This is a genomic window from Enterobacter sp. E12, from assembly GCF_014596715.2.
Classification (GTDB): Bacteria; Pseudomonadota; Gammaproteobacteria; order Enterobacterales; family Enterobacteriaceae; genus Enterobacter; species Enterobacter bugandensis.
Map to the genome: position 1 here is coordinate 4,287,012 of NZ_CP115601.1, position 13,435 is coordinate 4,300,446.

Annotated in this window: 10 protein-coding genes; 5 read left to right on the forward strand and 5 right to left on the reverse strand. The window is 57.1% G+C overall.

All coding sequences use genetic code 11. From position 1 onward, the window contains the following. Window positions 1–160 precede the first annotated feature (160 nt). The 4 genes from arcB to IB212_RS20540 form a co-directional block, all read right to left on the reverse strand. The gene (gene arcB, locus IB212_RS20525) at window positions 161–2,494 is read right to left on the reverse strand and encodes an aerobic respiration two-component sensor histidine kinase ArcB (protein ID WP_028014574.1); all 2,334 of its coding nucleotides are present in this window, start codon (window positions 2,492–2,494) and stop codon (window positions 161–163) included. Between the two features lie 135 nt (window positions 2,495–2,629). Next, window positions 2,630–3,712 carry an LPS export ABC transporter permease LptG gene (gene lptG / locus IB212_RS20530; RefSeq protein ID WP_028014575.1) on the reverse strand — a complete coding sequence of 361 codons (1,083 nt, stop codon included), beginning with the start codon at window positions 3,710–3,712 and terminating at the stop codon, window positions 2,630–2,632. Next, on the reverse strand, window positions 3,712–4,812 hold the full coding sequence (gene lptF / locus IB212_RS20535; RefSeq protein WP_028014576.1) for an LPS export ABC transporter permease LptF: 1,101 nt from the start codon (window positions 4,810–4,812) through the stop codon (window positions 3,712–3,714). Before lptF ends, lptG begins: the two co-directional genes overlap by 1 nt. Before the next feature lie 63 nt (window positions 4,813–4,875). Then, window positions 4,876–4,935, reverse strand: a complete 60-nt coding sequence (locus tag IB212_RS20540) for a hypothetical protein (RefSeq protein WP_213743486.1) — start codon at window positions 4,933–4,935, stop codon at window positions 4,876–4,878. Window positions 4,936–5,078: 143 nt separating this feature from the next. Here IB212_RS20540 and pepA point away from each other — a divergent pair, with 143 nt between their 5' ends. From pepA to IB212_RS20565, 5 genes are all read left to right on the forward strand, one after another. After that, window positions 5,079–6,590: a leucyl aminopeptidase gene (pepA, locus tag IB212_RS20545; protein ID WP_028014577.1), complete on the forward strand. Its 1,512-nt coding sequence runs from the start codon at window positions 5,079–5,081 to the stop codon at window positions 6,588–6,590. Window positions 6,591–6,707: 117 nt separating this feature from the next. Then, window positions 6,708–7,151, forward strand: a complete 444-nt coding sequence (holC, locus tag IB212_RS20550; protein ID WP_003861884.1) for a DNA polymerase III subunit chi — start codon at window positions 6,708–6,710, stop codon at window positions 7,149–7,151. Continuing rightward, the gene (locus IB212_RS20555; RefSeq protein ID WP_041907862.1) at window positions 7,151–10,006 is read left to right on the forward strand and encodes a valine--tRNA ligase; all 2,856 of its coding nucleotides are present in this window, start codon (window positions 7,151–7,153) and stop codon (window positions 10,004–10,006) included. The genes holC and IB212_RS20555 overlap by 1 nt, the downstream gene beginning before the upstream one ends. Window positions 10,007–10,129: 123 nt before the next feature. Then, entirely contained in the window at window positions 10,130–10,633 is a 504-nt protein-coding gene (locus tag IB212_RS20560) for a GNAT family N-acetyltransferase (RefSeq protein WP_028014579.1), read from the forward strand. Between the two features lie 83 nt (window positions 10,634–10,716). Further along, on the forward strand, window positions 10,717–11,736 hold the full coding sequence (locus IB212_RS20565) for an NAD(P)-dependent alcohol dehydrogenase (protein ID WP_028014580.1): 1,020 nt from the start codon (window positions 10,717–10,719) through the stop codon (window positions 11,734–11,736). Between the two features lie 46 nt (window positions 11,737–11,782). Here the strand turns inward: IB212_RS20565 and IB212_RS20570 are convergent, their stop codons facing one another. Continuing rightward, window positions 11,783–13,420 (reverse strand): dihydroxyacetone kinase subunit DhaK, encoded by a 1,638-nt coding sequence (locus IB212_RS20570; protein WP_041907860.1) that lies wholly within the window; start codon window positions 13,418–13,420, stop codon window positions 11,783–11,785. Between the last annotated feature and the right edge of the window lie 15 nt (window positions 13,421–13,435).

The window sequence follows — 13,435 nt, forward strand, 5'->3', positions numbered from 1 at the left end:
TCACTGATTCATGTAACAAACCATTTAAGATTTGCTATCTTATCTGCGTGCGGCCTAAATTTTTACGGCGGCGCCCATTAGAAAATTACTTTAAAAAACAGGCGCAGCCACGATTTCCCTGGTGTTGGCGCAGTATTCGCGCACCCCGGTCTAGCCGGGGTCATTTTTTTCTGGCATCCACCCAGGCTTTAAGCACCGCAACATCGTTCTGCCACTCTTGTTTCATCTCTTCAACCCAATCACCAACGTTATCTTCCCAAGCTGGTAAATCAGGCGACTGAATCTGTTGACCCAGCTGCTGCAGGTGGCGTAACCCGACCGAGCCGGCTGCGCCTTTGATTTTATGCCCTTCTTCCACGATGCCCTTCTGGTCACGCGCCGTCAGGTTTGACTCCAGCACGCTCAGATAACCCGGCATCATTTTCTCAAACACCGCCAGGCCGTCGGTAATCAGTTTCGGGCCGACCAGATCGATATACTGCTCCAGCATCGCGGTATCGAGTATCGTTTGGGCTTTTGCGCTATCAACAGACGTCATGGTGCTCTCCTCTTCATCGTGGGTATCCCAGAACTTCTTGATCATGGCGGTCAGAGCAGGCACCGCCAGAGGCTTGCTGAGTACATCGTCCATACCGGCGTCGAGGTACTCTTTTTTATCTTTCAGCACGTTCGCCGTCAGCGCCACCAGCGGCGGCAGTTCATCAGCCGCGTACTGACGCGTCAGTTCACGCGAGATATCCAGCCCGGTCATATCCGGCAACTGGATATCCAGCAGAACGAGGTCATATTCACCCGGTGTAAACATCTCCAGCGCGGCTTTACCGGTCATCGCGACATCCACGCTGTTGCCCAGTTTTTCCAGCACCGAGCGCGCTACAATCACGTTAAGCTCAATATCCTCAACAAGCAGGACGTGCAGCGCAGGCAGCGGCATATCGTCGTTTTCAAAGGTATCCTCTACCTCTTCCGCCACCGCCGGCGCATGCACCGTCAGCGTGAAGGTTGACCCTTTGCCCGCCTGGCTGGCAACGGTGATGTCACCACCCATGCTCTTCGCCAGCCGCTTAGACACCGCCAGGCCGATTCCGGTACCAGTGGCCGGTTTTCCACCGTTGCTGTCCTTCACCTGGTAGTACATCGCGAAAATCTTGTCCTGCTCCTCCTGCGGAATACCAATCCCGGAGTCCTCCACCTCGAAGTGCAGCATGTCCCCGTCGTCATAGCGAATACGCACCGCCACCTGCCCCTTCTGGGTAAATTTCACCGCGTTGCTGATGAGGTTCCACAGGATCTGACGCAGCCGCGTGCCGTCGGTAATCACTTTATGCGGCAGCGGCAGGGTGGGCTCCATGACAAAATTCAGCCCCTTCTGCTGGGCCTGCAGACCAGACAAGTTTTCCAGATCGGCAAGGAAGCTGGTGAAATCAACCGGCTGGTTATCAAGCTGAACCTTTCGGCGCTCCATCTTATCCATGTCAATAATATCGTTGAAGATATTACCCAGCGTGACCGCCGAGACGTGAATCGTTTTGAGGTATTTTTCCTGCTCCGCGGTCAGGTCGGTATCCAGCAGAATGCGGCTCAGCCCCACAATGCCGTTAAGCGGCGTACGAAGCTCATGGCTGATGGTGGAGATGAAGGTGGTCTTGTCGCGGCTGGCGCGCTCCAGCGCATCCTGATAGCGCTTACGCTCGGTAATATCACGGCCGAAGCCCATCAGGCCGTGACGCTTCCCGACGCGGTCATAGTACGGCACCTTACGGATCTCAAAGCAGGCTTTGCGCCCGTCCGGGTAATCCAGCCACTGTTCGTAGGTCAGCGAGACGTTATGGCGGAACACTTTTTCGTCCGTCTCCATGACCTTGGCGGCCGCCTCTTCGGAGTAAACGTCCTGCGGCTTGAGGTGAATCAGCTGCTTCTCGCTTTTCCCGGTCAGGAGCTCCATCGCCCGGTTACAGCCGGAAAACTCTTTATCTTCGTTACGGTAGAATACCAGATCCGGCGAAGCGTCCAGGAACGAACGCAGGAAGGAGGATTGCTGCTCAAGCTGGATCTGCGTCACCTCGCGCTCTTTCATTTCGATTTTCAGCTGTTCCAGCGTGGCCTGACGCTCTGCCTCCGCCTTCTCACGATCTGAAATTTCCTGATTCAACTGAGCAATGTTGTCTTTAAGCTGAACGTTGAGCTTCAGGTCGCGCTCGCGCATCTCCTCCAGCTTATCGACCAGTTTTGATAAGCGCTGACGGGACTCCTCCAGCTGTTCGACCACCACGGAAAGAAAATAGACCGCCCAGGGGGTAATGAGCAGGCCGAAGAAGATAGAGCGGATAACGTCGATACTCTCGACCTGACCATGCAGAACCATCGTAACGGCCATCTGCACGACAATCGCCAGAACGACCAGCGCCAGCGCCAGCAGCATGGAGAAACGCACCAGCCCAAGCTTCATCATCAGGTCGACGTAGTACTGGGCTAGCATTCGAATTTGCTTCATAGAGGATCCCTTCACGACTTTATCGCTCAATAATACTCAAATTCGAGGCGGGACGTTGAAGGTTGTGAGAAAAAGTGCGGGGTGAAACAGGAGATTAGCCTCGCCTCCGGTTCACCGGAAGCGAGGAGAGGTCAATCAGGAGCGTTTCAGCAGCAGCCAGAGGCTGATCAGGAAGAAGCTGGCGCTCGGCAGCAGCGCACCGATAATCGGCGGGATGCCATAAACCAGCGTCAGCGGACCGAAGATCTGATCGAGAACATAGAAGACAAAGCCGAAGCTAATACCGGTCACGACGCGCACGCCCATCGGCACGCTACGCAGCGGGCCGAAGATAAACGACAGCGCCATCAGCATCATCACCGCCACGGACATCGGCTGGAAGATTTTGCTCCACATGTTGAGCTGATAGCGTCCGGCATCCTGCCCGCTCGACTTCAGGTACTTCACATAGTTGTGCAAGCCGCTGATAGAGAGCGCGTCAGGATCCAGCGCAACAACCCCGAGCTTATCCGGCGTGAGGTTGGTCTTCCAGGTGCCGGTCACCGTCTGTGACCCGGTAATCTGTTTTGGATCCGTCAGGTCAGATTCATCAACCTGCGACAAACGCCACTGCTTATGTTCAGCGTCAAACTTCGCGGAAGAGGCGTGTCGGACAGACTCCAGACGGCGCTGGTCGTTGAACGCGTAGATGCTCACCCCGCCCAGTTCATCATTACCCTTTACCCGTTCGATGTAGACGAAGTTTTTCCCGTCTTTCGCCCATAAACCTTGCTGAGTCGAGAGCAGTGAACCACCGTACATTGCCTGAGCACGATAGTTACGCGCCATCTGCTCGCCCTGCGGTGCCACCCACTCGCCAATCGCCATGGTCAACAGCACCAGCGGGATTGCGGTTTTCATTACCGACAGCGCAACCTGCATACGGGTAAAGCCTGAGGCCTGCATCACCACCAGCTCGCTGCGCTGAGCCAGCATCCCCAGCCCCAGCAGCGCGCCCAGCAGAGCCGCCATCGGGAAGAAGATCTGCACATCTTTTGGCACGCTGAGCAGGGTGTACATCCCCGCCCCCATCGCGTCATAGCTGCCCTGCCCGGCTTTTTTCAGCTGATCGACAAATTTGATAATGCCGGAGAGCGACACCAGCATGAACAACGTCATCATGATGGTGGTGAAAATGGTTTTACCGATATAGCGATCAAGAACGCCAAACGCCTGCATTAGATGGCTCCTTTACGCGAGAATCGGGCACGTATGCGGCGCACAGGCACCGTATCCCACAGGTTTAATCCCAGCGCCAGTAAGATGTACAGGCTGTTAACGAACCACGTCCAGACCATCGGATCCAGCTTACCCTTCGCGCCGTTAGAGCGAATCGAGGTTTGCAGCAGGAAGTAGATCAGGTAAAGCAGCATCGCTGGCAGCATAGAGAGCACGCGGCCCTGGCGCGGGTTCACCACGCTCAGCGGCACGACAATCAGTGCCATCATAAACACGGTGAATACGAGCGTAATACGCCAGTGGAACTCAGCCCGCGCTCTGTCGGTATCGGTATTCCACAGCGTGCGCATATCCATTTGCTCGGTATCCGTCGGATCGAGCGCCACCGCCTGATGACCAATAATGGCCTGATAGTTCTGGAAATCCGTAATACGGAAGTCACGCAGCATCGCGGTGCCTTCGAAACGGGTGCCTTTATTCAGCGTGACGACCTGAGAACCGTCTTTGCGCTGAGAAAGCTGGCCAGAATCGGCAACCACCACTGACGGACGCGCGTTACCTTTAGGACGCAGCTGCGCCAGAAATACATCGTTGAATTTACTGCCGTCAACGCTCTCAATAAACAGCACGGAGTTTCCGTCAGTCGCCTGCTGGAACTGCCCCTGCGCGAGCGCCGCCATGCCGGGGTTTGCTTTCGCCTCGGCCAGCACTTCGTCCTGATGACGGGAAGACATAGGGCCCGCCCACATCACATTCACCGCCGCAACAATGCCCGTGAACAGCGCCAGTATCATCGCCGCTTTCACCAGTACGGCTTTACTCAGGCCGCAGGCATGCATCACCGTAATTTCACTCTCGGTGTACAGCTTACCGAGGGTCATCAGCAGGCCGAGGAATAGACTCAGCGGCAGAATAAGCTGCGCCATTTCCGGGATCCCCAGCCCAAGCAGGGAAAGCACCAGATTCGTTGGAATTTCGCCGTCAACGGCCGCACCGAGGATCTTAACCAGCTTCTGACAGAAAAAAATCAGCAGCAGGATGAAGAGGATCGCCAGTTGGCTTTTGAGCGTCTCCCGCACCAGATATCTTATGATTATCACTTTAAATACGCCCGTAAAAACCCGTCTCTTTGCTGGAAAATCGCTTGTTTCATGGCTTAAACGTCATTTATTCTCTTGAGTCGTCGAAATCGTCGCTAAGATTAAAACATCCGGCGGATTCACGCTTCAGGACTTTTTCTGACGTGTCGAAACCGTAGTAACGTAAGATTAACACGAAGTCACCACAACAGCGGACATGAGTTACGAAAGGTTTCAATTCTATCCGTAGCAGCCGCCGTTGTCTTTAAGATTCAGGAGCGTAGTGCATGGAGTTCAGTGTAAAAAGCGGTAGCCCGGAGAAACAGCGGAGTGCCTGCATCGTTGTGGGCGTCTTTGAACCGCGCCGACTCTCCCCGATCGCCGAGCAACTCGATAAAATCAGTGACGGCTATATCAGCGCCCTGCTGCGCCGTGGCGAACTGGAAGGCAAACCTGGGCAGACGCTGTTACTGCACCATGTTCCGAACGTCCTGTCAGAGCGTATTCTGCTGATTGGCTGCGGCAAAGAGCGCGAGCTGGATGAACGTCAGTATAAGCAGGTTATTCAGAAAACCATTAATACGCTGAATGACACCGGTTCAATGGAAGCCGTCTGCTTCCTGACCGAGCTGCACGTCAAAGGCCGTAACACCTACTGGAAAGTGCGTCAGGCCGTCGAAACGGCAAAAGAGAGCCTTTACAGCTTCGATCAGCTTAAGACCAACAAAAGCGAGCCGCGTCGCCCGCTGCGCAAAATGGTCTTTAACGTGCCAACCCGTCGCGAACTGACCAGCGGCGAGCGCGCCATCCAGCATGGTCTGGCGATTGCCGCCGGTATCAAAGCGGCAAAAGATCTCGGCAACATGCCGCCAAACATCTGTAACGCCGCCTACCTCGCCTCTCAGGCGCGCCAGCTGGCTGACTCTTACAGCAAAAACGTCATCACCCGCGTCATCGGCGAACAGCAGATGAAAGAGCTGGGGATGCACTCTTATCTGGCGGTGGGTAACGGCTCGCAGAACGAATCCCTGATGTCGGTCATCGAATACAAAGGCAATCCGTCTGAAGACGCGCGTCCGATCGTGCTCGTCGGTAAAGGGCTGACCTTTGACTCCGGCGGTATCTCCATCAAGCCTTCAGAAGGCATGGACGAGATGAAGTACGACATGTGCGGCGCGGCGGCGGTTTACGGCGTCATGCGCATGGTTGCGGAGCTTCAGCTGCCCATCAACGTAATCGGCGTGCTGGCAGGCTGCGAAAACATGCCTGGCGGTCGCGCGTATCGTCCGGGCGACGTCCTGACCACCATGTCCGGCCAGACCGTTGAAGTGCTGAATACCGACGCCGAAGGCCGTCTGGTACTCTGTGACGTGTTGACCTACGTTGAGCGCTTCGAGCCAGAAGCGGTTATCGACGTGGCCACCCTGACCGGTGCCTGCGTGATTGCCCTGGGCCATCACATCACCGGCCTGATGTCGAACCACAACCCGCTGGCGCACGAGCTTATCGGCGCGTCCGAGCAGGCCGGTGACCGCGCATGGCGTCTGCCGCTGGGTGACGAGTATCAGGAACAGCTGGAGTCTAACTTTGCGGACATGGCTAACATTGGTGGTCGTCCTGGCGGGGCTATCACCGCAGGCTGCTTCCTGGCGCGCTTTACCCGCAAGTACAACTGGGCGCACCTGGATATCGCGGGGACCGCATGGCGCTCCGGTAAAGCCAAAGGCGCTACCGGACGTCCGGTGGCCCTGCTGTCGCAGTTCCTGCTTAATCGTGCGGGTTTTAACGGCGACGAGTGATGTAATGTGCCGGGTGGCGGCTTCGCCTTACCCGGCCTACACGCCACTCAACCGTAGGCCGGGTAAGCGAAGCGCCACCCGGCTTTGCATTTAAATCCACGACAAGAAGCCCCATATATGAAGAATGCAACGTTCTACCTTCTGGACAACGACACCCATCAGGATGGCCTCAGCGCCGTTGAACAGCTGGTGTGTGAAATTGCCGCAGAACGTTGGCGCGCAGGTAAACGCGTACTGATTGCCTGTGAAGATGAGCAGCAGGCGATTCGCCTGGATGAAGCGCTATGGGCGCGCCCGCCGGAAAGTTTTGTTCCGCATAACCTGTCGGGCGAAGGTCCACGCGGCGGGGCACCGGTCGAAATTGCCTGGCCGCAAAAGCGCAACAGCAGCGCGCGCGATATTCTCATTAGCCTGCGGACAGACTTTGCAGATTTTGCCACCGCTTTCACAGAAGTGGTAGACTTTGTCCCTTACGAAGAATCCTTGAAACAACTGGCGCGCGAACGCTATAAAGCGTACCGCCTGGCCGGTTTTAACCTGAATACGGCAACCTGGAAATAATGGAAAAGACATATAACCCACGCGATATCGAACAGCCGCTTTACGAGCACTGGGAACAGCAGGGCTATTTCAAGCCTAACGGCGACGAAAGCAAAGAGTCCTTCTGCATCATGATCCCGCCGCCGAACGTCACCGGCAGTTTGCATATGGGGCATGCTTTCCAGCAGACCATCATGGACACCATGATCCGCTACCAGCGCATGCAGGGCAAAAACACCCTGTGGCAGGCGGGGACTGACCACGCGGGTATCGCGACCCAAATGGTGGTTGAGCGTAAAATTGCCGCTGAAGAAGGTAAAACTCGTCACGACTACGGTCGCGATGCGTTCATCGACAAAATCTGGCAGTGGAAGGCAGAATCCGGCGGCACCATTACCCGTCAGATGCGCCGTCTCGGCAACTCCGTGGACTGGGAGCGCGAGCGCTTCACCATGGACGCAGGCCTGTCCAACGCCGTAAAAGAAGTGTTCGTCCGTCTGTACAAAGAAGACCTGATTTACCGCGGCAAACGCCTGGTAAACTGGGACCCGAAACTGCGCACCGCAATTTCTGACCTGGAAGTGGAAAACCGCGAGTCCAAAGGCTCCATGTGGCACATCCGCTATCCGCTGGCCGATGGCGCAAAAACCGCAGACGGTAAAGATTACCTGGTGGTGGCGACCACCCGTCCGGAAACCCTGCTGGGCGATACCGGCGTGGCCGTTAACCCGGAAGATCCGCGCTATAAAGATCTGATCGGCAAATTTGTGGTGCTGCCGCTGGTGAACCGCCGCATTCCGATTGTGGGCGACGAACACGCCGACATGGAAAAAGGCACCGGCTGCGTGAAAATCACCCCGGCGCACGACTTCAACGACTATGAAGTGGGTCGTCGTCACGCCCTGCCAATGATCAACATTCTGACCTTCGACGGCGATATCCGCGAAAGCGCAGAGGTGTACGACACCAAAGGCAACGAATCCGACGTTTACTCCAGCGAGATCCCGGCTGAGTTCCAGAAGCTGGAGCGCTTTGCCGCACGTAAAGCCATCGTAGCCGCCGTTGATGCCCTCGGCCTGCTGGAAGAGATTAAGCCTCACGATCTGACCGTGCCGTACGGCGACCGTGGCGGCGTGGTTATTGAGCCAATGCTGACCGACCAGTGGTACGTCCGTGCCGACGTGCTGGCGAAACCGGCTGTGGAAGCGGTTGAGAACGGCAGCATTCAGTTCGTGCCGAAGCAGTACGAAAACATGTACTTCTCCTGGATGCGCGACATTCAGGACTGGTGTATCTCCCGTCAGCTGTGGTGGGGTCACCGCATCCCGGCATGGTACGACAACGAAGGCAACGTCTACGTTGGCCGTAGCGAAGACGAAGTGCGCCAGGAAAATAACCTGAGCGCTGACGTGGCCCTGCGCCAGGATGAAGACGTTCTGGATACCTGGTTCTCCTCCGCGCTGTGGACCTTCTCTACCCTCGGCTGGCCGGAAAACACCGACGCGCTGCGTCAGTTCCACCCTACCAGCGTAATGGTGTCCGGCTTCGACATCATCTTCTTCTGGATTGCCCGCATGATCATGATGACCATGCACTTCATCAAAGATGAAGACGGCAAGCCGCAGGTTCCGTTCCATACCGTCTACATGACCGGCCTTATCCGCGACGACGAGGGGCAGAAGATGTCCAAGTCCAAGGGCAACGTGATTGACCCGCTGGACATGGTTGACGGGATCTCCCTGGAAGACCTGCTGGAAAAACGTACCGGCAACATGATGCAGCCGCAGCTGGCTGAGAAAATCCGCAAGCGTACCGAGAAGCAGTTCCCGAACGGGATCGAATCTCACGGTACCGACGCCCTGCGCTTCACCCTGGCGGCGCTGGCCTCTACCGGCCGCGACATCAACTGGGACATGAAGCGTCTGGAAGGTTACCGTAACTTCTGTAACAAGCTGTGGAACGCCAGCCGCTTCGTGCTGATGAACACCGAAGATCAGGATTGCGGCTTCAACGGCGGCGAGATGACCCTGTCTCTGGCGGACCGCTGGATCCTGGCGGAATTTAACCAGACGGTGAAAGCCTTCCGCGAGGCGCTGGACAGCTACCGCTTTGATATCGCGGCGGGCATTCTGTATGAATTCACCTGGAACCAGTTCTGTGACTGGTATCTGGAGCTGGCGAAGCCGGTCATGAACGGCGGTTCTGAAGCGGAGCTGCGCGGCACGCGCAACACGCTGATTACCGTCCTGGAAGGACTGCTGCGCCTGGCGCATCCGGTTATTCCATTCATCACCGAGACCATCTGGCAGCGCGTGAAGGTCATTGCGGGCATCAACGCCGATACCATCATGCTGCAGCCGTTCCCGGAATTCGATGCGGCTAAGGTTGATGAAGCCGCGTCAGCGGATACCGAGTGGCTGAAGCAGGCGATCGTTGCGGTACGTAACATCCGTGCCGAAATGAACATCGCCCCGGGTAAACCACTGGAGCTGCTGCTGCGCGGTTGCAGCGACGCTGCCGTTCGTCGCGTCACCGAGAACAACACCTTCCTGAAAACCATGGCGCGTCTGGAAAGCATCACCGTGCTGCCTGCCGATGACAAGGGTCCGGTTTCCGTGACTAAAATTATCGACGGTGCGGAGCTGCTGATCCCGATGGCGGGCCTGGTCGACAAAGACGCAGAGCTGGCGCGTCTGGCGAAAGAAGTGGCGAAAGTCGACGTGGAAATTGGCAAAATCGAAAGCAAGCTGGCGAACGAAGGCTTTGTTGCCCGCGCGCCGGAAGCGGTCATTGCCAAAGAGCGTGAGCGTCTGGTTGCCTTCGCCGATGCGAAGACCAAACTGATCGAGCAGCAGGCCGTTATCGCGGCCCTGTAATGCTTTTACCCCTTACGCTTCAGGGCGTAAGGGGTAACCTTCCTGAAAACTCCTCGCTTGCACTCCCTTTTCTGCAGTGCTATTAACAGCAACTGTGTGTCAATTTTTGTAATGAGTAATGCTATGAGCGTGATTACCCCCGTCGCGACGACGATGCGTCGGATCACTGAGCAGGACAATCCGGCTATCGCCGCCGTTATCCGCACCGTTTCTGCAGAGTTTGGGCTGACGGCGGATAAAGGTTACACCGTTGCCGACCCGAATCTTGACGAACTGTTTAAGCTGTACAGCCAGCCGGGCCACGCCTACTGGGTCATTGAGCAGGACGGCCAGGTTGTGGGCGGCGGCGGTGTTGCACCGCTGAGCTGCAGCGAGCCGGATATCTGTGAGCTGCAGAAAATGTATTTCCTGCCGTCGGTTCGTGGACAGGGTCTGGCGAAGAAGCTGGCGCTGGTCGCCCTGGAGCACGCGCGCAATCAGGGTTTTAAACGCTGTTACCTCGAAACCACCGCCTTCCTCAAAGAGGCCATCGGCCTGTATGAACATCTGGGCTTTGAGCATATCGATGCGCCGCTGGGCTGCACGGGCCACGTTGACTGCGAAGTCAGAATGCTGAAAAGTCTGTAAGTTTCGTTCCTGCCCCCTTCTGTTAAGCGGCTGTAAACTGAATGCTCTACACTCTCAGTTCACACCACAACGGGGGAAACACGATGTCGAAGATAAAAAGCTACGCCGCACCGCAGGCGGGTGCAGAACTTGAGCTGTACGAGTACGATGCGGGCGAACTAAAAGCAGAAGACGTCGAAGTACAGGTTGATTACTGCGGGGTCTGCCACTCAGATCTCTCGATGATCGACAACGAATGGGGCTTCTCCAGCTATCCGCTGGTTGCCGGGCACGAAGTGATTGGCCGCGTCGTCGCGCTCGGCAGCGCCGCGCAGGACAAAGGGCTGAAGGTTGGCCAGCGCGTGGGCATTGGCTGGACAGCACGCAGCTGCGGCCACTGCGACGCCTGTATCAGCGGCAACCAGATCAACTGCCTTGAAGGCGCAGTGCCCACCATCCTGAACAAGGGCGGTTTCGCCGATAAGCTGCGCGCCGACTGGCAATGGGTCATCCCGCTGCCGGACAGCATTGATATTGAATCTGCTGGTCCACTGCTGTGCGGCGGGATCACCGTCTTTAAACCGCTGCTGATGCACCACGTCACCGCCACCAGCCGCGTGGGCGTGATCGGTATCGGCGGTCTGGGCCATATCGCCATCAAGCTGCTGCACGCGATGGGCTGTGAAGTGACGGCGTTTAGCTCGAACCCGGCGAAGGAGAAAGAAGTGCTGGCAATGGGCGCGGACAAAGTCGTGAACAGCCGCGATCCGGACGCGCTGAACGCGCTGGCTGGGCAGTTTGACCTGATCATCAACACCGTGAACGTCGATCTCAACTGGCAGCCGTACTTTGAAGCGCTGGCCTACGGCGGTAACTTCCACACCGTGGGTGCGGTGATGAAGCCGCTGCCGGTTCCGGCCTTTACCCTGATCGGCGGGGATCGCAGCGTGTCAGGCTCCGCGACCGGTACGCCATACGAGCTGCGCAAGCTGATGAAGTTTGCCGGCCGCACCAAAGTGACACCGACCACCGAGCTGTATCCGATGTCGAAAATCAACGAAGCGATCCAACACGTGCGCGACGGCAAAGCCCGCTACCGCGTGGTGCTGAAAGCGGATTTCTGATGTGAGTTTGCCGGGTGGCGGCTTCGCCTGACCCGGCCTACTTTTGCTACTGCGCCAATGTATTAAACACTTCCGCCACCGCGACCGCCCCCGGGTCCATTACCCCATCCAGATTCTCTTTATTCACATACGATGAGCGCCCTGCTCCGGCTTTCGCCATTTTCGCCGTTGCCTCCGCTCCCTGCTGCGCAGCCTGCGCTGCCGCCTGAAGATCTTTTTTCTTCAAGGCTTCCAGCGCCGGTTGCAGCGCATCGATCAGCGTACGATCGCCGAGATCTGCCCCGCCATACTGCTTCATCTGCGCCAGTCCGCTCAGCAATGCTTCAGGTAGCGGCTGTCCATCGTGAAGCTTTTGCCCCGCCGCCGTGAAGAAGATCGACATGAGTACACCGCTCGATCCGCCCATCACCGTGGCCAGTCGTTCCCCCACCAGCAACAGCAGCTTAGGCACGTCATTCAGCGGGAGAGTGTTTTCTTCCAGGCGCTGCGCAATATCCCGTGCACCTTGCGCAAACGTAGAGCCGGTATCGCCATCGCCCACTTTGGCATCCAGCGCATTCAGGCGGTTTTCAAGCTGTATGAGCGTCTTCGTCACCTGTGAAACAGACTCCTTCACCTGCGGATTGTCGGACGCGTCATATTCCACGCTATCGTGAATAGCGCTTTGCGGAACGGTACGCAGAGGGGCAAACGCCACAGGCTTCTGCCAGCCCAGCGTCTCGACCTCGGCGTGAATCGCCTTTTCAAAGTAATCGTTGAGCTTTAGCAGCGTCAGAGAAAAGCCCTTCATATCCAGCGCGCTCACCAGCGGCGCAGGGCCAATCAGGTACGCAATATTCTCTTTCAGCGCTGAATGTGCCAGCTCTTTGGTGAGCAGAGCCATCTCCAGCGCGGACACGCCGCCGAGGTTGTTGATCAGCACCGCGAAACGTCCCTCGCCCGCCTGCGCTTTGAGCGGCGACACCAGCGTGTCGATAATCGCTTTACTGTTTTGCGTATCAACCACCGAGGCACCCGGCTCCCCGTGGATCCCCAGCCCCAGCTCGACATGGCCCTGCTTGATGCGCCCCTCTTCATCGTCGCTGCCCGGCAGGTTGCATGTTTGCATCGCAACGCCCAGGCTCCAGAGGTTATCGCAGGCCTGCTGCGCAATATCCCGCACCTCGCTCAGCGATTTTCCTTGCTCCGCTGCATAGCCCGCAATCTTGTGCACCAGCGCCGTGCCGGCAATGCCGCGCGGCTGCTTGTTGTCGGGCAGCGCGATATCGTCCGCCACAATCACCATCTCGACCTTCAGGCCGTAGCGTTTGGCCTTTTCTGCCGCCAGGCCAAAGTTAAGCCGGTCACCGGTATAGTTTTTGACGATCAGCAGGCAGCCGCGATCGCCCGTCACCGCCACAATAGCGTTCAGCACCGCATCCACGCTCGGGGAGGCGAACAGATCGCCACACACTGCCGCCGTCAGCATGCCTTTACCGACAAATCCGGCGTGCGCCGGTTCGTGCCCGGAGCCACCGCCGGAGATCACCGCCACGCGGCTTTTATCCCAGTCGCCGCGGGCGACAACCCTGATAGCTGGATCGATATCAAGTTTGACGAGATTCGCATGTGGCGCAGAAAGCAGTATGCCTTCAATGGCGTCATTGACCAGCTGTTTGCGATCGTTAAAGAAGAATCTGGACATTGTTTTCCACTATTT